The organism is Burkholderia sp. WP42 (assembly GCF_000745665.1).
GTDB classification, from domain to species: domain Bacteria; phylum Pseudomonadota; class Gammaproteobacteria; order Burkholderiales; family Burkholderiaceae; genus Burkholderia; species Burkholderia vietnamiensis.
On record NZ_KN050726.1, the window covers coordinates 193,605 to 214,984 of the forward strand.

Consider the following 21,380-nt stretch of genomic DNA (forward strand, 5'->3'; position numbering starts at 1 on the left):
ATGGTGGTCGGGATCAGTGCGCCACGGCGGCGGCGCCGTGCTCGTCGATCAGGTGGCCCGTATAGAAGCGGTCGAGCGCGAACGGCGCGTTCAGCGGATGCGGTTCGTCGCGCGCGATCGTGTGCGCGAACACCCAGCCCGAGCCCGGCGTCGCCTTGAAGCCGCCGGTGCCCCATCCGCAGTTGAAATAGAGGCCCTTCACGTCGGTCTTGCTGATGATCGGGCAGGCGTCCGGCGACACGTCGACGATGCCGCCCCACTGACGGTTCATCCGCACGCGCGAGAACACCGGGAACATCTCGATGATCGCCTGCAGCGTGCCTTCGATGATGTGGAAGCTGCCGCGCTGGCCGAAGCCCGTGTATTGATCGATGCCCGCGCCGATCACGAGGTCGCCCTTGTCGGACTGGCTGATGTACGCATGCACCGCGTTCGACATGATCACCGAGTTGACCACCGGCTTGATCGGCTCGGACACGAGCGCCTGCAGCGGGTGGCTCTCGATCGGCAGGCGCACGCCGGCCATGTCGGCGAGCGTCGTCGTGTTGCCGGCGGCCACCACCGCGACCTTCTTCGCCTTGATGAAGCCCTTCACCGTATCGACGCCGACCACCGCGCCGCCTTCGCGGCGAATGCCCGTCACCTGGCAGTTCTGGATGATGTCGACGCCGGCGCGGTCGGCGCCGCGCGCGAAGCCCCAGGCCACCGCGTCGTGACGCGCGACGCCCGCGCGGCGCTGGATCGACGCGCCCAGCACCGGGTAGCGGCTGTTCAGGTTGATGGTCGGCTCGATTTCCTTGACCTGGGCCGGCGTGAGGAATTCGGCATCGACGCCGTTCAGCCGGTTCGCGTTGACGCGCCGCTCGGTGTCACGCACGTCCTGCAGCGTGTGCGCGAGGTTCATCACGCCGCGCTGGCTGAACATCACGTTGTAGTTGAGATCCTGCGACAGGCCCTCCCACAGCTTCATCGCCTTCTCGTACAGCGCGGCCGATTCGTCCCACAGATAGTTCGAGCGCACGATCGTCGTGTTGCGCGCGGTGTTGCCGCCGCCGATCCAGCCCTTCTCGAGGATCGCGACGTTGGTGATGCCGTGCTCCTTCGCGAGGTAGTACGCGGTCGCGAGGCCGTGGCCGCCGCCGCCGACGATCACGACGTCGTATTCCTTCTTCGGTTCCGGGCTCTTCCACTGCTTCTCCCAGTTCTCGTGATACGAGAGGCCGTTGCGGAACAGGCTGAATATCGAGTAGCGGCTCATGTTAGTGATCCTTCGTTAGCATTCGATGACGTTCACGGCGAGGCCGCCGCGCGACGTTTCCTTGTATTTCGTCTTCATGTCGGCACCGGTCTCGCGCATCGTCTTGATGACCGAATCGAGCGACACGTAGTGCTGGCCGTTACCCTTGAGCGCCATGCGCGACGCGTTCAGCGCCTTGATCGCGCCCATCGCGTTGCGTTCGATGCACGGAATCTGCACGAGCCCGCCGACCGGGTCGCAGGTCATCCCGAGGTTGTGCTCCATGCCGATCTCGGCCGCGTTCTCGACCTGGTCCGGCGTGCCGCCCATCACCGCCGCGAGCGCGGCCGCGGCCATCGAGCACGCGACGCCCACTTCGCCCTGGCAGCCGACTTCGGCGCCGGAGATCGACGCGGTTTCCTTGTAGATGATGCCGATCGCCGCGGCCGTGAGCAGGAATTCGAGGATGCCGGCTTCGTTCGAGCCCGGCACGAACTTCACGTAGTAGTGCAGCACCGCGGGGATCACGCCGGCCGCGCCGTTGGTGGGCGCGGTGACGACGCGGCCGCCCGCCGCGTTCTCCTCGTTGACGGCCATCGCGTACAGGTTGACCCAGTCGAGCATCGACAGCGGATCGCGCAGCGACTCTTCCGAGCGCGCCCGCAGACGGCCGTTCAGCTCGGCCGCGCGGCGCTTCACGCGCATCGGGCCGGGCAGCTCGCCCTCGACCTTGCAGCCGCGCTCGACGCACGCGGCCATCGTGCGCCAGATCGCGAGCAGCCCCGCGCGCACTTCGTCGGCCGGGCGCAGCGCGGCTTCGTTGCGCAGCATCAGCTCGGCGATCGACAGCCCGTGCTCGCGGCACTGGCGCATCAGGTCGTCGCCGGTGCGGAACGGATACGGCACGTCGGCCGCCGCACGCACGCCGTTCACGCGATCGCCGTCGCGGTTCACGACGAAGCCGCCGCCGATCGAGTAATACTCTTTCTCGACGAGCAACTGCCCGTGCTCGTCGAAGGCCTGGAAGCGCATCCCGTTCGGGTGAACGATGCTGGTGCCGCTCATCATCTTGCGGAAGAAGCCGATATGCTCCTTCTCCTCGAAGCGGATCGTCTGCCGGCCGAGCAGCGTCAGCGACTTCTCCGCGCGGATCGCCGCGAGCCGCGGCTCGATCAGGTCGGGATCGATCGTGTCCGGCAGATGGCCTTCGAGGCCGAGCAGCACCGCCTTGTCGGTGCCGTGGCCCTTGCCGGTGGCACCGAGCGACCCGTATAGTTCGACCCGCACGCGGCGCACGAAGCCGAGCAGGTTCGCATCGTCGATGTGCGACGCGAAGCGGCACGCGGCGATCATCGGGCCGACCGTATGCGAACTCGACGGGCCGATGCCGATCTTGAACAGGTCGAACGCGCTGACGTTCATCTGGCTTCCTCTGGGTAGGCGTACGTGAAATGTCGTTGGCGTCAGTACATCAAAGCGTAAAATCGGCCGATAGAACAAAAACGGCATCGGCGTGGGATAGCGCCGCCAAGCCCCACGCAGCGCGGCAGGAAAATGCGTTTTGACGATGGTTGGCGACGCAAAAACACAAGTCGGGCGCCGTGCCCGCGCGCAGAGTGAAACGACTGAGACCCGCCTTCCGGGCGTGACGAGATTGACCGCGATGACATCCGACGTACCCGCTTCCCCCCTCGCCGAACCGGCGCCGCAGCGCATCCGCTTCGGCATCGTGCTGCTGCCGAACTTCACGCTCACGGCCTTTTCGGGGTTCGTCGACATGCTGCGGCTGTCCGCCGACGACGGCGACTACAGCAAGCCGGTGCGCTGCGCGTGGAGCGTGATCGGCGAGACGCTCGCGCCGGTGCGGGCGAGCTGCGGGATCCAGATCACGCCGTGGGAAACCTTCGAGAACGCCGAGCCGTTCGACTACGTGGTCGTGGTCGGCGGGCTGCTGCATTCGGGGCCGCAAGCCGGCCCCGACACGCTGGAGTTCATCCGCCGCTCGGCCGCGGGCGGCGCGACGGTGGTCGGCATCTGCACCGGCGTGTTCACGCTGATGCGCGCGAACGTGCTCGACGGCTATCGCACCTGCGTCAGCTGGTTCCATTACTGGGATTTCGTCGAACGCTTTCCGAACGCCGACCCCGACATGCTGATCGCCGATCGCCTGTTCGTGATCGACCGGCGCCGCATCACGTGCTCGGGCGGGCGCGCGTCGATCGACGTCGCCGCCGCGATCCTGCTGCGCCATTTCGACCATGCGACCGTGCAGAAGGCGCTGCGCATCCTGCTGGTCGGCGAGATGCAGAAGGGCAATGCGCCGCAACCGCATCCGCCGGGACTCGAGCCGGCCACGCATCCGAAGGTCAAGCGCGCGATTCTTCTGATGGAACAGCACGTCGGGCGCGCGCTGCCGCTCGAGGAGCTCGCCTGCAAGCTCGACATGTCGACGCGCCAGCTCGAGCGGCTGTTCAAGGCCGAAACCGGCAAGAGCCCGCAGGCGTTCGCGAAGCAGGTGCGGCTGCGCACCGCCGCGTGGCTGCTGACCAGCTCCGACCGCACCGTCGCCGATATCGCGTCGAGTTGCGGGTTCGCCGACGCGTCGCACCTTGGCCGCGAATTCCGCAAGCAGTTCGGCGTGCCGCCGGCCGCCTATCGCGAGCGCGGCGGCGAAGCCGTGGACGCCGGCGTGGCGGCCGATGCCGTTGCCGTTGCCGATTCAGTCGAAGACATCCCGGACTGACCGGCGCGCCTGCCGTTTGGTTGTGCGCGCATGCGATCGCGCGTGCACGAGCGGCGCGCGGCTCGTGAACCGCTGAACCGACATTCGACGCGGGGCGCCCTGTGCCCCGCCCCATTCACTTCCTGGACCCGTTGCCATGCCCCGCTTCGCCGCCAATCTGTCGATGATGTACACCGAGCACGCGTTCCTCGAACGCTTCGCCGCCGCGTCGTACGACGGCTTTCGCGCCGTCGAGTATCTGTTCCCGTACGACTTCGCGGCCGAGGACATCCGCGCGCGCCTCGACGCGCATGACCTCGAGCAGGCGCTGTTCAACGCGCCGCCCGGCGACTGGGACGCTGGCGAACGCGGAATCGCGTCGCTGCCGGGCCGCGACGACGAATTCCGCCGCGGCATCGACCGCGCGCTCGACTATGCGCGCGTGCTCGGCAACAAGAAGCTGCACGTGATGGCTGGGATCGTCGCGCCGGGCGCGGACCGCGCGCGCCAGCGCGACACCTACGTCGCGAACCTGCGCCACGCGGCGCAGGCCGCCGCCGCGCACGGCGTCACGATCCTGATCGAGCCGATCAACCCGCGCGACATGCCCGGCTATTTCCTGAACCGCCAGGACGATGCGCATGCGATCTGCGCGGAAGTCGGCGCGCCGAACCTGAAGGTGCAGTTCGACTGCTATCACTGCCAGATCGTCGAAGGCGACCTCGCGACCAAGCTCAGGCGCGACTTCGCGAGCATCGGCCACATTCAGATTGCCGGCGTGCCCGAGCGGCACGAGCCCAACGTCGGCGAGCTGAACTACCCGTACCTGTTCGCGCTGATCGACGCGCTCGGCTACGACGGCTGGATCGGCTGCGAATATCGTCCGAAGGCCGGCACGTCCGAAGGGCTCGGCTGGCTGCGGCCGTACCTGTAATTCCCGTATCTCGTCGACGATGAACGACAGTCTCGCGCGCGGGGTGCTCGAGCGGCGACGCCGTCGTGCAGCTGGTGCGTCGTGCGCCGGACCGGCGGCGCCGCGCGCTGCCGAACGCTTAATGTTTCGTTAACGATCCCGCCGTAGAATCCGGTCGATACCTACGATCCCCACCGCCTTGCCAGGAGCCTCCATGTCCACACCCGCACGCTATGACGTCGTCGCACGTCTTCTTCACTGGTTGATCGTGGCGCTCGTCGTCGCGCAGTACCTGATCGGCTGGACGATGCCCGACGTGCATCGCGACACGCAACCGGTCGGCTTGATCGCCGCGCATCTGCTCGTCGGCACCGCGTTGGTCGCCGCGATGGTGTGCCGCGTGCTGTGGCGCGTGACGCATCGCCCGCCCGCCGACACGCTGTCGCCCACGATGCGCAAGTTGTCCGGCGCCACCCATTTCGCGCTCTATGCGCTGCTGATCGTCGTGCCGCTGCTCGGCTGGATCAATGCGTCGTCGCGCGCATGGGCCGTCACGCTGCTCGGCGTCCTGCCGCTGCCGGCGCTGTCGGAAGCCGGATCGCAGTTCGGGCACGCGATGGGCGACGTGCACGGCGTGCTCGCGTGGGTGCTGTTCGCCGGCATCTGTCTGCACGTCGCGGCCGCACTCGCGCATCGCTTCGTGCTGCGCGACCAGACCATGCAGCGGATGATGCCGTGGTGAGCATGCCGGGAACGGCATGCTCGATGCCGTAGCGCCGACGCGGGACGCGCTCGCGTCGGCACCGGGTAGCAGGCTGGCGTCGGCCTGCTACCGCATCGTCGATGTGCCCATGTACCTATGCACGGCGGCCAAGGTCGCGATCTTCCGCCGAATCCCCGCCTTCCCCCTTCTACCGGCCACACCGGCCGCCGCCGCACCGATCGGCGCGTCGCAAACCTGCGCGCGACAGCACCTGGGCCGATGCAGGCGTCGGGGCACCCGCCCACGCACGTCGCGGCCCCTGGCCGTTGCGGCTTCATATTCGATCGCTGCGCCAATCGACGAGCGCGCGCATGACCACCGGTCCGACGACGCATGGTGGCCATTCATTCGCGGCGCCGCATCTCGAACGCCCTGTCATTCTTTCGTCAGCGGGCGTAACCTCACGTAACGCACGCTCCACCGCGCGTGGGGCAGACTGACGACACCTCGTGGATCGCCCTCCGATCATGTCCGTCGCTTACGACTACGCAGCCGGCCTGCTTCGCACGCTGTACGACCGCCATATCGACGGCAGCGCGGTGCTCGACACGGCCGCGTTTCCCGATGCCGTGCGTTTCGTTGGCGCATGGCGCGACATCCAGGCAGAGGCGTTGGCCGTGGCGCGCGACATGCCGCGCATCCCGCGCTTTCACGAGATCATGCGCGAGCAGCGCGACATCTCCGCCAACGACGCGCGCGACTGGCGGATGTTCATCATGCAGGCTTACGGTCAGCCGTTCCCGCGCAACCTGTCGCGCTGCCCGACGGTCGAGTCGCTCGTCGCGACGTCGCCGGACGTGCTGTCCGCATCGTTGTCGTTCCTCGCGCCGGGCAAGCACATCCCGCCGCATCGCGGGCCGTTTCGCGGCATCCTGCGCGGCTACCTGGTGCTGTCGATGCCGACGCGCGCGGACGGCACGCCCGCCGCCGTGCTGAAGGTCGACGGCCGCGAATACCGGCTCGACGAAGGGCGCTTCCTGCTGTGGGACGACACGTTCGTGCACGAGGTATGGAACGACAGCGACGACGTGCGCATCGTGCTGCTGCTCGACATCCGCCGGCGCGGAATGCCGCGATGGCTCACGTGGCTGTCGAATGCGGTGATCGGCATCGTGCGGCTCGGGATCCGCATCCGCGGGCGCTCGATTCCCGTTTAGCGGCCGACCGGGCGCACCTGCGTAGCGGTCAGTCCTCGCGCGCGAGCTGCGCGAGCGCATCGGCGAGCGCGCGAATCGCCGGCTGCGCGGCGCGCTGCACCGGATGAACCAGGTAGTAGCCGAGGCCATTGCGCACCACCTGCGGAAACGGCGTGACGAGCGTTCCGGCGGCCAGCCGGTCGGCCGCCATGCGCGGATCGCCGATCGCGACGCCGTGCCCTTGCTCCGCGGCCGTCAGCGTCAGTTCGAGCGTATCGAGCACGAGGCCGGCGCTGCGGTCGATCTGCGTCGCGCCGACCGCGTCCAGCCAGCAGCGCCATTCGTCGCGGTTGCGCGCCGGATGCAGCAGCGTGGCCCGCGCGAGATCGTCGATCGCGTGCAACGACGCAGCGGCCTCGCGCGTGCACATCGGCGTCAAGCATTCGTCGAACAGCGGCACGGCCGCCATTCCCGCCCAGGTTCCGCTGCCGCGCACGACGATCGCGTCGAAACCGGCGTCGGTGAAATCCGGCGTGTCGTCCGCCGACGTGTGAATGCGCAGCTCGGTGCGCGGCAACGCACGGTTGAGCGCCGCGAGCCTCGGCAGCAGCCAGCGCACCGCGAACGTGGAAGGCACGCGCAGCGTGAGGACCGACGCGGCCTGCGCGTGCGCATCTGCGTGTCGCGCCAGTCGGGCGAGCACGTCGACGGCCACCGCCAGCAGCGCGCCGCCTTCGGCGGTCAGCGTCAAGCCCGACGCATGGCGGACGAACAATGCACAGCGGTAATACGCTTCGAGCTGCTGCACCTGCCGGCTCACCGCGCCCTGGGTCCGGCACAGATGCTCGGCAGCACGGCTGAAGCTGCCGAGCTCGGCGGCGGCGACGAACGCCTGCAACGCCGTTAGCGGCGGCAATGCGCGCGTCAGGTCCGCCAGCGGGTATGCGCCGGCCGCATACCCGGGTTGCGGATTATTCGTTTGTTCGGTCATCGCTGCGTCGCTATCGTGGCGGAACCGGCGCGCGACGGCAGTCGCGACGGGCCGGTCCATCATCAGCGGAGAAATACCATGATTTCCTCGTCCGACGCACTATACACGCGGCAGGTCGATACCTACCTGAAGGCGCTCGAGCGCGGCGACGTCGCGGCGATCTGCGCGTTGTTCACGCCCGATGCGCGCATCTTCTCGCCGTTTCTGGGCTGGATGACGCCGCAGCCGTTCTTCGAAAAAGTCGCGGCGGCGTCCGGCCAGAGCCGCATCACGCCGATCGACGTCTGCGTCAGCACGACCGGCGCACGTCGGGCCACCGGCTATTTCGTGTACGACTGGGGATTGAACGACGGCTCGGCGGTGCGCTTCGAGTGCGTCGACGTATTCGAATTCGACGACGCCGCACGCATCGAGCGCATGACGATCATCTACGACACCTACCCGATCCGCAGCACGGTCGGCGACAAGTACGCGTAACGCCGCGCCGCGCGCCGCCGTTGCGCGGCGCAGCAAGCGCATGGCGTCGCCGGCCGGCCCGGTGAAGCGGGCTGATGCCCTGCTCGATTTGCCGAACGATCGCCTAAACTACAGACCGTCCCCCGCACGCTGCTGCCGGCCCCTGCCATGGCACACCTCTTCTTCGCGGCATCGATTCAACGGCATGTCGACATGCCCGAGCGCGACATCGACGCGCGCACGCTGCGCGACGCGCTGGAAACGGCCTTCGCCGCGCAGCCGCGGCTGCGCGGCTACATCGTCGACGACCAGGGTGCGCTGAGAAAGCACCTGTCGGTGTTCATCGACGGCCATCCGGTACGCGACCGGCAACACTTGTCCGATACGCTCGACGACGCCAGCCGCGTCTATGTCGTGCAGGCGTTGTCGGGCGGATAACGGGGCGCATGCGCGGCGCAGCCAGCCGCGCCCGAGCCCACAGGAGACACCGGACATGAACGACCGATTGCTCGTCGCGACCCGCAAGGGCCTGTTCGTGCTGCACGCCGACGGCGACGGCGGCTGGTCGCTCGGCGAGCCGCACTTCATCGGCGAGCCGGTCGGCATGACGCTCGCCGATCCGCGCGACGGCACGCTGTATGCGGCGCTCCATCTCGGCCATTTCGGGGTCAAGCTGCATCGCAGGCGTGCCGATGCGGACGAATGGGAGGAATGCGCGGTGCCCGTCTATCCGCCGCAGCCGGCCGACGCGGGCGCCGGCAATACGGATGCCGAAGCGCCCGCCGCGCCGCGCGCGCCGTGGACGCTTCAGCAGATCTGGTCGCTGGAACCCGGCGGCGCCGACGAACCCGGCGTGCTGTGGGCCGGCACGATACCGGGCGGGCTGTTCCGCTCCGACGACGGCGGCGACTCGTGGGCGCTGAACCGTGCGCTGTGGGACCGCCCGGAACGCGCCGAGTGGTTCGGCGGCGGCTACGATGCGCCGGGCATCCATTCGGTGATGGTCGATCCGCGCGACAGCCGACATCTGACGGTCGGCATCTCGTGCGGCGGCGTCTGGCAGAGCGTCGACGGTGGCGCGAGCTGGCACGTCAGCGCCGACGGGATGGAAGCGGACTACATGCCGCCCGAGCGGCGCGGCGAGCCCAACGCGCAGGATCCGCATCGGGTCGTCCAGTGCGCGGCCGCGCCCGACGTACTGTGGACGCAGCATCACTGCGCGATCTTCCGTTCGACCGATGGCGCCGCACGCTGGCAGCGCATCGACGCGCAGCCGTCGAGCTTCGGCTTCGCGGTCGCCGTGCATCCGAAGGATCCCGACACGGCCTGGTTCGTGCCGGCCGTGAAGGATGCGTGCCGGATTCCGGTGAACGGCCGCTTCGTCGTCACGCGCACGCGCGACGGCGGCCGCAGCTTCGAGAGCCTGTCGAACGGATTGCCGCCCGCGCCGGCCTACGACCTCGTGTATCGGCACGGGCTCGCGGTGGACGACACCGGCACGCACCTCGCGATGGCGTCGACGACGGGCGGGCTATGGACGTCCGGCGACGGCGGCGAGAACTGGCGTCAGGTGTCCGCGCATTTGCCGCCGGTGTATTGCGTGCGCTTCGGGTAACGCGCGAGGTCCGGCGCGCCGGACCATTCGGCCGGCGCGCCGTGTACGACCTCGCTCAATGCACGCCGAGATACGCCTTCACCGCCGGCAAGCCGGGCTTGCCGTCGATCGTCGTCACGCCGGCCAGCCACTTGTCGAGCGATTGCGGATTCGCCTTCAGCCACTCGGTGGCGGCCTTGTTCGGGTCCTGCTTGTTCATGATCGGCACCATCACGTGGTTCTCGATGGTCGTCGTGAACTGCAGGTTCGACACGAACTTCGCGACGTTCGGGCAGCGTTGCGCGTAGTCGGGCGGCGTGGCGGTCAGCACCTTCGCTTCGCCGTAGTTCGGGCCGAACACGTCGTCGCCGCCGCTCAGATAGTCGATCTTCATCTGCACGTTCATCGGATGCGGCTCCCAGCCGAGGAACACGATCCACTGCTTGTCGCGGATCGCGCGATTCACTTCGACCAGCATCCCCGCCTCGCTCGACTCGACCAGCTTGAACTTGCCGAGGCCGAACTGGTTGCCGTCGATCATCTTCTTGATCAGCGCATTGCCGTCGTTACCCGGCTCGATCCCGTAGATCTTGCCGTTGAGCTTGTCCGCGAACTTCTGGATGTCGGCGAACGACTTCAGGCCGCCCTGGTACACGTAGTCCGGCACCGCGAGCGTGTATTTCGCGCCGGTCAGGTTCGGCGTGGCGAGCACCTTGATCTGCCCGGCCTTCGTGAACGGCTGGATGATCGGGTCCATCGTCGGCGACCAGTAGCCGAGGAACACGTCGATCTGCTTGCTCTTGATGCCCGCGAACGTGATCGGCACCGACGCGATCGTCTTGGTCGGCGTGTAGCCGAGCCCCTGCAGCATCGCCGATGCGAGGCCGGTGGTGGCCGCGATGTCGGACCAGCCGACGTCCGCGAAGCGCACGGTCTTGCACACGGGCGGGTCGGCCGCGTAAACCGCCGACATCGGCGCTGCCATCCCGATCCCGCATACCGTTGCGATCAATAGGCGCTTCATCTTTCTTCTCCTCAAAGTGACGTCGTTTGCTTGGGCTACGGGATCGATGGGTAAAGCCGCGCGCCGCGATCCCGGCGGCGTCGCGGACCGGATGGTTCGCGTATCGGTGCGCCGTTCGCGTCAGCGCCCCGGCAGGCGGCGCTCGTAGCTCGGCGCGTGACCGAACTGCGCGCGATACGCCTTGCTGAAATGACACGGCGAATGAAAGCCGCACGTCGTCGTCACGCGCGCAATCGACGCGTCGGTCGTGCGCAGCAGGTCGCGCGCGCGCTTCAGTCGCAGCGTCAGGTAGTAGTGGGTGGGCGAGACGTTCAGATACACCTTGAACATGCGCTGCAGGTGACGCTGCGACAGCCGCACGAGCCGCGCGAGCTCCTCGAGCGACAGCGGCTCCTCGATGTTCGCCTCCATCAGCCGCACGACCTCGATCAGCTCCGCCCGCGAAAAACCCACGCGCGCATCGACCGGAATCGGCTGCGTGTCGGTGGCGCTGCGGATACGCTCGAGAATGAATTGCTCGGACACCTGCGCGGCGAGCTGCTGGCCGAAGCGCATGCCGACGAGGTTCAGCATCAGGTCGAGCGGCGCGGTGCCGCCGGTGCAGGTGAGGCGGTCGCGATCGACGACGAACAGCTCGTCGGCGAAACCGACGCGCGGAAACTCGGCATGCAGCGCCGACAGATTCTCCCAATGCACGGTGCAGCGATAGCCGTCGAGCAACCCACTCGACATCAGCGCATACGCGCCGGTGCAGATGCCGCCGAGCGGCAGCCCGCGCTCGGCGAGCGCGAGCAACGTGTCGCGCGCGACGTCGTCGACCACGTCGCGGATGCGCACGCCGCCGCACACGATCATCACGTCGGGCAGGTTGTCATGGTCGAGCGCCTGAGTGGGCCGCACCGCGATGCCGTTGCTGGCCTGCGCCGGCTTGCCGTCGAGCGAATAGATCGACCACTTGTAGTGATCGGCGCGGCCGACGTAATTGGCCATCCGAAGCACTTCGACCGCGCTCGAAAACGCGATCATCGAGAAGTTCGGCAGCGTGAGAAAACCGAAATGAGCGAGGGAAGAAACCGGTGAAACGCAGGGGGCGGGTGCGGCGGCGGCGAACGTCACATCGGGCTCCTGGCGAACGGTTGATCAGGTTGCACGCAGCCAGCCCCATGGCGCAGGCCACGGAAGCCGGTATCGGATCGGGAAAAGCGGCCGCGGTGCGCGGCCGCCGGGCGTTACGCTTGCGCGGGCGCGGCCTTCGCGCGGAACAGGTGCTTCAGGCCCGAGAACAGCGGCGCTTTCACGGCACCCGGCGCGCGGCCGAAGCTCTCGGTGATGCGGTCGAGGATGATCGCGAGCAGCACGACCGACAGACCGCTTTCGAAGCCGAGGCCGATGTCGAGGCGCTGGATACTCGCCAGCACGTCGTTGCCGAGACCGCCCGCGCCGACCATCGACGCGATGATGACCATCGACAGCGCCATCATGATCGTCTGGTTCACGCCCTGCATGATCGACGGCAGCGCGTTCGGGAACTGCACCTTGTACAGCAGTTGCCACGGCGTGCAGCCGAACGCCTGGCCGGCTTCGACGATCTCGCGGTTCACGTGGCGGATGCCGAGGCTCGTCAGCCGCACGGCCGGCGGCATCGCGAAGATCACCGTCGACAGGATGCCCGGCACGCGGCCGAGGCCGAACAGCATCGCGGCCGGAATCAGATAGACGAAGGCGGGCATCGTCTGCATCAGGTCGAGGACCGGGCGCAGGGTCGCGGCGACCCACTTGCTCTTGGCCGCCCAGATGCCGAGCGGAATGCCGAGCACGAGGCTGATGATCGTCGACGACAGCGTGAGGCCGAGCGTGATGACCGTCTGATCCCAGAAGCCGGTCGCGAAGATCAGCAGCAGCGATGCGGTGGTGAACAGCGCGAAGCGCCAGCCGACGCGCCACAGCCCGACGCCGATGAAGATCGCCATCATCAGCCACATCGGAATCGCCTGCAGGCCGTGTTCGACCAATGCGGCGAGGCTCTCGATCGCCTGGCCGATCGCGTCGAAGGTCTTTGCGTCGTGATCGAGCAGATAGTGAACGGACTGGTCGACCCAGCTGCCGAGTGGAATGATTTCAGACATGGGAGCCTCGCGAACGCGTGATGGCCTTCAGGATAAGTGCGCGGTCGACCGAGCCGCAGTAGCAGCCTTCGTCGTCGACGACGGGCAGCGCATTCGGGCTCGCGACGACGCGCGCGACGACATGTTCGAGCGACGCGTCGCGCCGGATGCTCTCGATCGGCCGCACCGACGGCGTGGCCTGACCGAGCGCGTCGCGCGTGACGAAGCCGCGGATCTTGCGTTGCGCGTCGAGCACGAACGCATATTCGGCGCTGCCGTTCAGCGTCGCCGCGACGCCTTCCGCATCGCACTTCGACACGAGCGGCACGGCGCCCGTCTGCATCAGGTCGCCGGCCGTCAGGTAGCGGCTGGTGTCGATGCCGTCGAAGAACGCGCGCACGTACTCGTCGGCCGGGTTCGCGATGATGTCCTGCGGCGTGCCGACCTGCACGAGCCGGCCGCCTTCCATGATCGCGATGCGGTTGCCGATGCGCAGCGCCTCTTCGAGATCGTGCGACACGAACATGATCGTGCGGCGCTGCTCCTTCTGCAGTTGCAGCAGCACGTCCTGCATTTCGCGGCGCTTGAGCGGATCGAGCGCGGAGAACGCCTCGTCCATGATCATCAGCGACGGGTTCACCGCGAGCGCGCGGGCGAGGCCGACGCGCTGCTGCATCCCGCCCGACAGCTCGGACGGCAGCTTGTGCGAGAACGGCGCGAGCCCGACCTGCTCGAGCACTTCCATCGCGCGCCGCTCGCGCTCCTTCTTGCCGACGCCCGCGACCTCGAGGCCGAACGCGGCGTTCGACACCACGGTGCGATGCGGCATCAGCGCGAACGACTGAAACACCATGCTCATGTCCTTGCGGCGCAGCGCGGTGAGCGCCGAGCGGCGCGCCGACGCGACGTCGAGCCCGTCGATCAGCACCTTGCCGGCGCTCGGATCGACCAGCCGGTTCACGAGGCGGATCAGCGTGGATTTGCCGGAGCCGGACAGGCCCATCAGCACGAATATTTCGCCTTCCTGCACGTCGAACGATACGTTGTGCACGCCGACGACCTGACCGGTACGCTTGAGCACATCATCTTTCGTCGCGCCGGCGGCAAGCATGTCGAGCGCCTGTTGCGGGTTACTTCCAAACACCTTGCACAGACCTTCGACCACGACCTTGGGGGCATCCATCGAAACCTTCTCCTCGTGTAGCGGGGACTCACGCGTGTCTAGCGTGCCTACATAGTTGCCAGAAAAAACCCCGACCTGCCGACGAATTACGACAAACGCTTGCGCAAATACGACACACCCCACAGCCGCGCCCCGCGGGCCGCGGCGCGCGGCGACCCCCGATTGCGGCGACGCACTACGCGCAGCGTCAGCAACGACGGGCATCGCGTCCCGGACTTGTGCGCAGCAGCGCGACGCGTAACCCGCGCAGTCGGGCGAAAAAACACAAGTGGCGCGCGTCGCTTTACGACAATTTTGCGTCCGATCGGCCGCGTCGCGGCGCCGTGCGCAAATTAAAAGAATGGTCGTACGAAAAGACTGCATCGCGAACGTGTACCGCCACGTTCGCGGGCCGTCGGCAACCCTGAAATTCCCGCATGGCCACTGTGATACATTGCCGGCAACCACGCCATTCGGGACATCACCGCGCGCCTTGCGCGGCGCACGCTCGAGCGGTGCGCGCATGCCGGTTCGCCTGCCGGCCAGAATGGAAAAACCGCCTCGATCGGGCAGCGCGACGATCGAAGGACGATAACGAAATGAGAGAGGGAGTTAGGCGATGACTTGGGCCTTGGCCGCAATCGGCTTCATCGCGGGCGGTATCGCCGCATTGTTCGGGGATGTCTCGGTCGCCACCGGCGCGCTGCTCGGCGCGGTGACCGGATTCTGCGTCGGCTACGCGCTGCAGCAAGGCAGGCGCACGAGCGGCGACACGACATCCGACGCATCTGCAATTTCCACACCCGGCAGCGCGCCGCCATCTGTGGTGGTGCCGCTCGCCGATCGCGTCGCGCGGCTCGAAGCGACCGTCGACGCGCTCACCCACGAGCTCGACGCGCTACGCGGGCAGCTGGCCGGCGCGAACGCCGGCGTCGCGGCCGGCAGCGCCGCGCACGCGTCGGCGGTCATACCGGCGGGCAAACCGGCTGTCACGCCGTCACCCGCCGCGATGCCGCCGCAACCGTCGGTGCAACCGGTGCCCGCGCGTGTCGCCACGCCGGCGTCGACGATCGCGGTTGCGCCTGCGCCTGCCGCTTCGGCGCGCCCGAGCGCCGAGCCTGCGGCCGCCGTCGCACCGACGCTTACGCCCGCCGCGACCACGCCGCCCGCACCACCCGCCCCGCCGAAGCCGCGCGAGCCCGGTATCGCGGAGCGCGCGCTGCGCGCCGCGCGCGACTGGCTGCTCGGTGGCAACACGGTCGTGCGGGTCGGCATCATCGTGCTGTTCTTCGGCGTCGCGTTCCTGCTCAAGTACGCCGCCGACAACGACCTGCTGCCGATCGAATTCCGCCTGGCCGGCACCGCGCTCGCCGCGGCCGCGCTGCTCGCGATCGGCTGGCGCGTGCGCGCGCGGCGCGCGGCATACGGGCTCGTGCTGCAAGGCGGCGGCATCGGCATCCTGTATCTGACGATCTTCGCCGCCACCAAGCTCTACGCGCTGCTGCCGGTCGGCGCGGCGTTCCCGCTGATGGTCGCGATATGCGCGCTCGGCGCGTTCCTCGCGGTGATGCAGAACGCGCTGCCGCTCGCGTTCATGGGCACCGCGGGCGGCTTCCTCGCGCCGGTGCTGCTGTCGACCGGACACGGCAGCCACGTCGCGCTGTTCAGCTACTACGCATTGCTGAACGCGGGCGTGTTCGCGATCGCATGGTTCAAGGCTTGGCGTCCGCTGAATCTGCTCGGCTTCGTGTTCACGTTCACGATCGGTTCGGCGTGGGGCGTGACCGCGTATCGTCCCGCGTTGCTGGCGAGCACCGAACCGTTCCTGATCCTGTTCTTCCTGATGTACGTCGGCATCGCGCTGCTGTATGCGGTGAAGCGCGAGCTGGCGCTGCGTCACTACGTCGACGGCACGCTCGTGTTCGGCACGCCGATCGTCGCGACCGCGCTGCAGGCGGCGCTCGTGAAGGACATCCCGTTCGCGCTCGCGTGGAGCGCGGTCGCGCTGTCGGCGTTCTACCTCGTGGTCGTCGCGTGGCTCGCGCGGCGCCGCGCGCGTCTCGCGCTGCTGTTCGACGCGATGCTCGCGCTCGCGGTGATCTTCGCGACGCTCGCGGTGCCGCTCGCGTTCTCCGGCCCGACGACGAGCGCCGCGTGGGCGATCGAAGGCGCGGCGATCGTGTGGGTCGGCGTGCGTGAACGGCGCCTCGCGCCGTTCGCCTTCGGCCTGTCGATGCAACTCGCGGCCGCCGGCGCGTTCTTCACGAGCCTGCTTGGCGCGCCCGACGCGAACGCGCTGCCGGTGCTCAACAGCCCGTACATCGCGATGCTGCTGATCGCGCTCGCCGGGCTCTTCACCGGCTGGTGGCTGCACGGGCGCAACGAAGCGCGCGCGTGGCATGCGTGGATGCCCGACGTGGGCTCGGCGGCCGCGGTCTGGGGGCTGTTGTGGTGGCTCAGCGGCGGGCTGCACGAGATCCTCGTCTATGCGAGCCGCCACGTCGATCTGCATGCGGACCGCTTCGTCGTCGATGCGACCGCGCTGTTCGCGGCCGGCACCGCTTGGCTCGCGCACCTGGCGCGCCGCAAGCTCGCGTGGCCGATCGCCGAATGGCCCGCGCTCGCGTTGACGCCGGTGCTCGCGCTGCTCGCCATCCGCGCGTTCGATACGCACGACGCGCCGCTGTCCGGCATAGGCGCGTTCGCGTGGCCGATCGCCGTGATCGCATGCTATGCGCTGCTGCTGCGCCAGTCGCGCGCGATTCCGGCCTCGGCTGCATCCGAGGCCTCGGCGGCATCGACGACGGCCCGCGCCGCAGCCGGCGCGCCGACCGTCGCAGCCGTGCCCGCGGCGTGGCTCGCGCCGCTGCACACGCTGATGTTCTGGACCTTGTGCGGCTTGTGCTCGCTCGAAGGCTTCTGGCGCTTGCGCGCGTTCGTGCCCGAAGGCGCGTGGAGCTGGAGCGCATGGGCGTACGGCTTCGGCGCGCTGCTCCTGCTGGTTTCGGGCCCCGGCTCGCGGCTGCGCTGGCCGATCGGCGCGTACCCGCGCGCCTACCAGCTGTGGGGCGCCGCACCGCTCGCCGCGTTGCTGTGGCTGTGGAGCATCGCGAGCGTGACGAGCGACGGCGACGCGTCGCCGCTGTTCTGGCTGCCGATCCTCAATCCGCTCGACGTCGCGCAGCTGTTGATCTTCGTCGCGTTCGCGATGTGGCTGCGCCGCCTGAAAGCGCTCGGCGTGACGTGGCATCCGCTCGCGGCCGATCTCGCGGCGCTCGCGACGGTGTTCCTGTGGTTCAACGCGCTGCTGCTGCGCACGCTGCATCACCATTTCCACCTCGCTTACGACGTCGACGCCGTGCTGTCGTCGTTCGGCATTCAGCAGGTGTTCATGGTCGGCTGGAGCGTGTTCGCGTTCGCAGGCATGTGGCTGATGCGGCGCGACGCCATCGCACGCATCTGCGCGCTCGCGTCGCTGCCGCTGATCGTCGTGATGTGGCTCTGGACCTTCTACGCGAACTTCACGCAGGACGGCGGCAGCTGGGCGCGCATCCCGCTGCTCAATCCGCTTGATCTCGTGCTGGTGGCCGTCTACGCGCTCGCCGCGTCGTGGTTCGTGCGCGTGCGCCGGCTCGGCTGGTCGTTCGGCGCGTATCGCGTCGAGCTGCTCGCGGCGGCCGGCGCGACGGCGTTCCTGTGGCTGAACGCGATCCTGCTGCGCACGCTCCATCACTGGGCGGGCGTGCCTTATGCGTTCGACGCGATGGCGGAATCGACGCTCGTGCAGGCGTCCGTGTCCGTGTACTGGACGCTCTGCGCGCTCGCGACGATGATCTGGGCAACGCGCCGCGGGCTGCGTCCGCTGTGGTTCGTCGGCGCCGCGCTGCTCGCGCTCACGGTGATCAAGCTGTTCGTGTTCGACCTGTCGCACGTCACCGGCATCGAACGCATCGTGTCGTTCATCGGCATCGGCGTGCTGCTGCTGTTGATCGGCTATTTCTCGCCGCTGCCGCCGAAGGCAGCGGCTCAACCGGACGATCGCCAATCATGAAGCGACTCGCAGCCCTGCTCGGCCTGAGCCTGCTGACTTCGTTCGCGGCCGCCGGCGGCCCGCCCGGCGCCGAACGCGTCGCACGGCGCTTCGCGCTCGATCTCGACGGCAGCGCCGCGTATTACCAGCTCACCGTGCCGCAACCCGTCTATGCGGGCAGCCGGCGCGACGACCTCGGCGACGTGCGGATCTTCAACGGCGCGGGCGAGCCGGTGCCGTATTCGCTCGATGCGCCCGCGACGACCGCGGCCGCGTTGCCGCCGACGCGCACGCCGGCACACTGGTTCGCGCTGCCGCGCACGCGCGGGAACGACGACCGCGCACCGCTCGGCGTAGCGGTCGCGCCGGACGGCTCGCTACGCGCGACGCTCGCCGCGCCGGCACGCGCGACGCATGCGGTGGATCTCGTCGACCTGTCTCATGTGGACGGCGACGTCGACGCGCTGCTCGTGCACCTCGGCGACGACAGCTACCAGGGACGCGTCGCGGTCGAGGCCAGCGACGATCTGCACGACTGGCGCTCGCTCGGCAGCGTGCAGTTGCTGAAGGTGGCGCGCGGCGGCGACACGCTGGTGCAGGAACGTATCGCACTCGACGGCATGAGTTCGCGCTACCTGCGGCTCGAATGGCTCGACGACGTGCCGTCGATCGCTTCGATCGACGTCGAGACGCGTCCGCGCGATGCGCGCGCGGTGGAAGCCGCCGCGGTGCCGCGTCAATGGCGCGACGCCGTACACGTGCGAGCCGGCGACACGCCGGGCGAATACCGGTTCGACACCGACGGCCCGTATCCGGTCGACCGCTTGCGCATCGACCTGCCGCAGCCGAATACGGTTGCGCGCGCAACGGTGCAGAGCCGGCCCGATGCGCAGTCGCCGTGGCGCGACGTCGCCGATGCGGTGCTGTTCCGGCTGCAACGCAACGGCGGCGAGCAACGCAACCCGCCGCTCGCGTTCGCGCCGAATCCCGATCGTGATTGGCGCATCGTCGTCGACATGCGCAACGGCGGGCTCGGCGGCGGTCAGCCGGCCGTGGCGATCGGCTGGCATCCGGCCGCGCTGACGTTCGTCGCGCGCGGCACGCCGCCCTTCACGCTCGGAGTCGGCAATGCGGCGCTGTCGTCGTCGGCCGTGAGCCGCGATGCGCTGCTGATCGGCATGGCGCCCGAAGTGCGTCCCGCGCGCGTGGGCGCGGCTTTGGCGACGTCGGAGGCCGCGCCGGAGCCGAGCGCCGACGCGGACGCGACCCGCCGCTACGTGCTGTGGGGCGCGCTGGTCGCCGCGGTCGCGGTGCTCGGCACGATCGCGTGGCGTCTCGCGCGCGGCAGCGGCGAGGTACGCAAGCGCGACGAATGACGCGGCATCGCGCGGCAGGATGACGGCGCCGGACCCATGCGCGGGACGGCGCCCCGTTGACACGGCCGGCCGCGCATTCCATGCTCGCTGCTCGTTCACCGCCCTGCGAGCGCCCATGGTCACCTGCTTTCTTCGTTACGTCGTCGATCCGTACAAACTCGAGCAGTTCGAAACCTACGGCAAGATGTGGATTCCGCTCGTCGAGCAATTCGGCGGCACGCATCACGGCTACTTCCTGCCGTCCGAGGGCGCGAGCAACATCGCGCTCGCGATGTTCTCGTTCCCGAGCCTTGCCGAATACGAGCGCTACCGCGAACGCTCGAAGGCCGACCCGGCATGCCAGGCCGCGTTCCGTTACGCGGAGGAAACGCGCTGCATCGTCAGCTACGAGCGCAGCTTCTTCCGGCCGGTGTTCGAGTAAGCCGCGCCGTTGCGGCGCCGGACGAAAAAAAGCCCCGCCTGCATCCGCGCGGCGGGGCCAACCCATGTCAGTAGAGACATCATGGAGGAGACGGGCTCATCATATCGAGCCCGGCATGGCGTCCCAACCAAGCATTTCTGCTATCCATCTGCGGCGCCGCATCCGCGCGCGACCTGCGCGCATCGCATATCGATAGAACGAAAAGTCGTTTTCAGAGTGGCGGCGGGGTCGTTACCATCTGGTTTTAAGCCTGCGCTTAGCCGGGCAACCATCCCCAAGGAGCGCCCCTTGACTGCATTCGATCAACACCGCCGGCCGTTCGTGGTCGGCATCGGCGGCACCACCCGGGCCGCATCGTCGACCGAGCGCGCGCTGTCGTTCGCGCTGCGCGGCGCACAGGCGGCCGGTGCGCGCACGCGCCTGTTCGACGGCCCGTTCCTGCACACGCTGCCGCACTACGCCCCCGAGCACAAGGCCTTGACCGACGCACAGCGCGAGCTGATCGACGCCGTGCGCGAGGCCGACGCGATCATCATCGCGACGCCGGGCTATCACGGCGGCGTGTCCGGCCTCGTGAAGAACGCGCTCGACACGCTCGAGGAACTGCGCGCCGACGAGCGCCCGTATCTGGACGGCCGCGCGGTCGGCCTGATCGTCACCGCGTACGGCTGGCAGGCCGCCGGCACCGTGCTCACGTCGCTGCGGTCGATCGTCCATGCGTTGCGCGGCTGGCCGACGCCGTTCGGTGCGACCGTCAATACGCTCGAAACGCGCTTCGAGAGCGCCGAAAGCTGCTCGGACCCGAAGGTCGTCGCGCAGCTCGAGACGGTCGGCTCGCAGGCGGCCGAATTCGCGCTCGCGTTCGCGTCGCATCGCGCGGCCACGCACGCTGCATCGGTCGACGCGCTCGCGCCCGTACTGAAGATCGCCAACCAGTAACCGCACACCGCCCGCGCGCGGCCGGCGACGTTCGCCGCGCGCGCGGCGTTCGCTCGTTCAAGCGGCGTCCGCCGCGATGCTCCCGCCGTTCGCGACTCCCCCAGCCGATAACGATTCGGCTCACCGCGTGATTTGCATTAGCCGAAAGATTGGTTCACGCGCGGCGCGGGTTTTCGTACGCTGAAAGCCCGTACCTTCCAAGCGCGAGCCATGAACCGCACGATCCGCTACAAGGGCTACGAAGTCGCCCCCGCCGCCGCCCGTCTGCCGAACGGGCTGTTCGCCGCGAACCTGACGATCGAGAAGGCGAGCGGCGGCCCGTCGCCGCGCGCCGTGTCGTTCGACGCGATCGATTTCTTTTTCGAAGAGGAACACGCGCTCGCGTATGCATCCCGCTGGGGACGCCTGTGGGTCGACACGCAGGCGTGAGCGCGATGCGCGGCAGCGCCGGGCTGCACGAAAATACGCGCTGACGAAAGCTATGCAAGAATCTTTCGTCTTGTAATCATAT

The 21,380-nt window shown here is 68.5% G+C and carries 18 protein-coding genes and 1 pseudogene; 12 read left to right on the top strand and 7 right to left on the bottom strand.

The window, feature by feature from the left end:
- Positions 1-13 precede the first annotated feature (13 nt).
- Together EX20_RS28820 and EX20_RS28825 are read right to left on the bottom strand one after the other, a co-directional pair.
- Positions 14-1,258 (bottom strand): sarcosine oxidase subunit beta family protein, encoded by a 1,245-nt coding sequence (locus tag EX20_RS28820; RefSeq protein ID WP_011880812.1) that lies wholly within the window; start codon positions 1,256-1,258, stop codon positions 14-16.
- A gap of 15 nt (positions 1,259-1,273) precedes the next feature.
- On the bottom strand, positions 1,274-2,659 hold the full coding sequence (locus EX20_RS28825; RefSeq protein ID WP_011880813.1) for an L-serine ammonia-lyase: 1,386 nt from the start codon (positions 2,657-2,659) through the stop codon (positions 1,274-1,276).
- A 241-nt stretch (positions 2,660-2,900) separates the two neighbouring features.
- On the opposite strand from EX20_RS28825, the gene EX20_RS28830 reads away from it, so the two are divergent.
- The 4 genes from EX20_RS28830 (at position 2,901) to EX20_RS28845 (ending at position 6,792) form a co-directional block, all read left to right on the top strand.
- Complete coding sequence (locus EX20_RS28830; RefSeq protein WP_011880814.1) at positions 2,901-3,980, top strand: GlxA family transcriptional regulator; 1,080 nt, start codon at positions 2,901-2,903, stop codon at positions 3,978-3,980.
- Positions 3,981-4,116: 136 nt separating this feature from the next.
- Positions 4,117-4,893: a 2-oxo-tetronate isomerase gene (otnI, locus tag EX20_RS28835; RefSeq protein ID WP_034195514.1), complete on the top strand. Its 777-nt coding sequence runs from the start codon at positions 4,117-4,119 to the stop codon at positions 4,891-4,893.
- Positions 4,894-5,086: 193 nt separating this feature from the next.
- Positions 5,087-5,614: a cytochrome b gene (locus EX20_RS28840; RefSeq protein WP_034195515.1), complete on the top strand. Its 528-nt coding sequence runs from the start codon at positions 5,087-5,089 to the stop codon at positions 5,612-5,614.
- 488 nt (positions 5,615-6,102) lie between these two features.
- The gene (locus EX20_RS28845; protein WP_014724003.1) at positions 6,103-6,792 is read left to right on the top strand and encodes an aspartyl/asparaginyl beta-hydroxylase domain-containing protein; all 690 of its coding nucleotides are present in this window, start codon (positions 6,103-6,105) and stop codon (positions 6,790-6,792) included.
- 28 nt (positions 6,793-6,820) lie between these two features.
- On the opposite strand, the gene EX20_RS28850 is transcribed toward EX20_RS28845, so the two are convergent.
- Positions 6,821-7,762: a LysR substrate-binding domain-containing protein gene (locus tag EX20_RS28850; protein ID WP_034195543.1), complete on the bottom strand. Its 942-nt coding sequence runs from the start codon at positions 7,760-7,762 to the stop codon at positions 6,821-6,823.
- 78 nt (positions 7,763-7,840) lie between these two features.
- On the opposite strand from EX20_RS28850, the gene EX20_RS28855 reads away from it, so the two are divergent.
- The 3 genes from EX20_RS28855 (at position 7,841) to EX20_RS28865 (ending at position 9,833) form a co-directional block, all read left to right on the top strand.
- The gene (locus EX20_RS28855) at positions 7,841-8,239 is read left to right on the top strand and encodes a nuclear transport factor 2 family protein (protein WP_014724005.1); all 399 of its coding nucleotides are present in this window, start codon (positions 7,841-7,843) and stop codon (positions 8,237-8,239) included.
- A gap of 147 nt (positions 8,240-8,386) precedes the next feature.
- Entirely contained in the window at positions 8,387-8,656 is a 270-nt protein-coding gene (locus EX20_RS28860) for a MoaD/ThiS family protein (protein WP_011880820.1), read from the top strand.
- A gap of 55 nt (positions 8,657-8,711) precedes the next feature.
- Positions 8,712-9,833, top strand: coding sequence for a WD40/YVTN/BNR-like repeat-containing protein (locus EX20_RS28865; protein ID WP_011880821.1), 1,122 nt, complete (start codon positions 8,712-8,714; stop codon positions 9,831-9,833).
- 55 nt (positions 9,834-9,888) lie between these two features.
- Here EX20_RS28865 and EX20_RS28870 read toward each other — a convergent pair whose 3' ends face one another.
- From EX20_RS28870 to EX20_RS28885, 4 genes and pseudogenes are all read right to left on the bottom strand, one after another.
- Positions 9,889-10,836 carry a choline ABC transporter substrate-binding protein gene (locus tag EX20_RS28870; RefSeq protein WP_014724007.1) on the bottom strand — a complete coding sequence of 316 codons (948 nt, stop codon included), beginning with the start codon at positions 10,834-10,836 and terminating at the stop codon, positions 9,889-9,891.
- A 120-nt stretch (positions 10,837-10,956) separates the two neighbouring features.
- Complete coding sequence (locus EX20_RS28875) at positions 10,957-11,952, bottom strand: GlxA family transcriptional regulator (RefSeq protein ID WP_011880823.1); 996 nt, start codon at positions 11,950-11,952, stop codon at positions 10,957-10,959.
- Between the two features lie 113 nt (positions 11,953-12,065).
- Positions 12,066-12,962 carry a choline ABC transporter permease subunit gene (gene choW, locus EX20_RS28880; protein ID WP_011880824.1) on the bottom strand — a complete coding sequence of 299 codons (897 nt, stop codon included), beginning with the start codon at positions 12,960-12,962 and terminating at the stop codon, positions 12,066-12,068.
- Positions 12,955-14,628, bottom strand: a pseudogene (locus tag EX20_RS28885) (quaternary amine ABC transporter ATP-binding protein). The gene choW and the pseudogene EX20_RS28885 overlap by 8 nt, the downstream one beginning before the upstream one ends.
- A 94-nt stretch (positions 14,629-14,722) precedes the next feature.
- Between EX20_RS28885 and EX20_RS28890 the strand changes: the two are divergent.
- The 5 genes from EX20_RS28890 to EX20_RS28910 all read left to right on the top strand — a co-directional run bounded on the left by EX20_RS28890 (position 14,723) and on the right by EX20_RS28910 (position 21,298).
- Positions 14,723-18,154 carry a DUF2339 domain-containing protein gene (locus EX20_RS28890; protein WP_034195516.1) on the top strand — a complete coding sequence of 1,144 codons (3,432 nt, stop codon included), beginning with the start codon at positions 14,723-14,725 and terminating at the stop codon, positions 18,152-18,154.
- Entirely contained in the window at positions 18,151-19,509 is a 1,359-nt protein-coding gene (locus EX20_RS28895; protein ID WP_034195517.1) for a DUF3999 domain-containing protein, read from the top strand. Before EX20_RS28890 ends, EX20_RS28895 begins: the two co-directional genes overlap by 4 nt.
- Positions 19,510-19,624: 115 nt before the next feature.
- Positions 19,625-19,930 (top strand): NIPSNAP family protein, encoded by a 306-nt coding sequence (locus EX20_RS28900; RefSeq protein WP_011880828.1) that lies wholly within the window; start codon positions 19,625-19,627, stop codon positions 19,928-19,930.
- Positions 19,931-20,218: 288 nt separating this feature from the next.
- Complete coding sequence (locus EX20_RS28905) at positions 20,219-20,869, top strand: NADPH-dependent FMN reductase (RefSeq protein WP_014724011.1); 651 nt, start codon at positions 20,219-20,221, stop codon at positions 20,867-20,869.
- Positions 20,870-21,079: 210 nt separating this feature from the next.
- Entirely contained in the window at positions 21,080-21,298 is a 219-nt protein-coding gene (locus EX20_RS28910; RefSeq protein ID WP_006749916.1) for a hypothetical protein, read from the top strand.
- Positions 21,299-21,380 lie beyond the last annotated feature (82 nt).

Coding starts and splice junctions, on each gene's coding strand:
- EX20_RS28870 (WP_014724007.1), bottom strand. CDS start 10,836: ATGAAGCGCCTATTGATCGCAACGGTATGCGGGATCGGGATGGCAGCG.
- EX20_RS28910 (WP_006749916.1), top strand. CDS start 21,080: ATGAACCGCACGATCCGCTACAAGGGCTACGAAGTCGCCCCCGCCGCC.
- EX20_RS28860 (WP_011880820.1), top strand. CDS start 8,387: ATGGCACACCTCTTCTTCGCGGCATCGATTCAACGGCATGTCGACATG.
- otnI (WP_034195514.1), top strand. CDS start 4,117: ATGCCCCGCTTCGCCGCCAATCTGTCGATGATGTACACCGAGCACGCG.
- EX20_RS28850 (WP_034195543.1), bottom strand. CDS start 7,762: ATGACCGAACAAACGAATAATCCGCAACCCGGGTATGCGGCCGGCGCA.
- EX20_RS28825 (WP_011880813.1), bottom strand. CDS start 2,659: ATGAACGTCAGCGCGTTCGACCTGTTCAAGATCGGCATCGGCCCGTCG.
- EX20_RS28895 (WP_034195517.1), top strand. CDS start 18,151: ATGAAGCGACTCGCAGCCCTGCTCGGCCTGAGCCTGCTGACTTCGTTC.
- EX20_RS28820 (WP_011880812.1), bottom strand. CDS start 1,258: ATGAGCCGCTACTCGATATTCAGCCTGTTCCGCAACGGCCTCTCGTAT.
- EX20_RS28845 (WP_014724003.1), top strand. CDS start 6,103: ATGTCCGTCGCTTACGACTACGCAGCCGGCCTGCTTCGCACGCTGTAC.
- EX20_RS28840 (WP_034195515.1), top strand. CDS start 5,087: ATGTCCACACCCGCACGCTATGACGTCGTCGCACGTCTTCTTCACTGG.
- EX20_RS28830 (WP_011880814.1), top strand. CDS start 2,901: ATGACATCCGACGTACCCGCTTCCCCCCTCGCCGAACCGGCGCCGCAG.
- EX20_RS28900 (WP_011880828.1), top strand. CDS start 19,625: ATGGTCACCTGCTTTCTTCGTTACGTCGTCGATCCGTACAAACTCGAG.
- choW (WP_011880824.1), bottom strand. CDS start 12,962: ATGTCTGAAATCATTCCACTCGGCAGCTGGGTCGACCAGTCCGTTCAC.
- EX20_RS28855 (WP_014724005.1), top strand. CDS start 7,841: ATGATTTCCTCGTCCGACGCACTATACACGCGGCAGGTCGATACCTAC.
- EX20_RS28865 (WP_011880821.1), top strand. CDS start 8,712: ATGAACGACCGATTGCTCGTCGCGACCCGCAAGGGCCTGTTCGTGCTG.
- EX20_RS28890 (WP_034195516.1), top strand. CDS start 14,723: ATGACTTGGGCCTTGGCCGCAATCGGCTTCATCGCGGGCGGTATCGCC.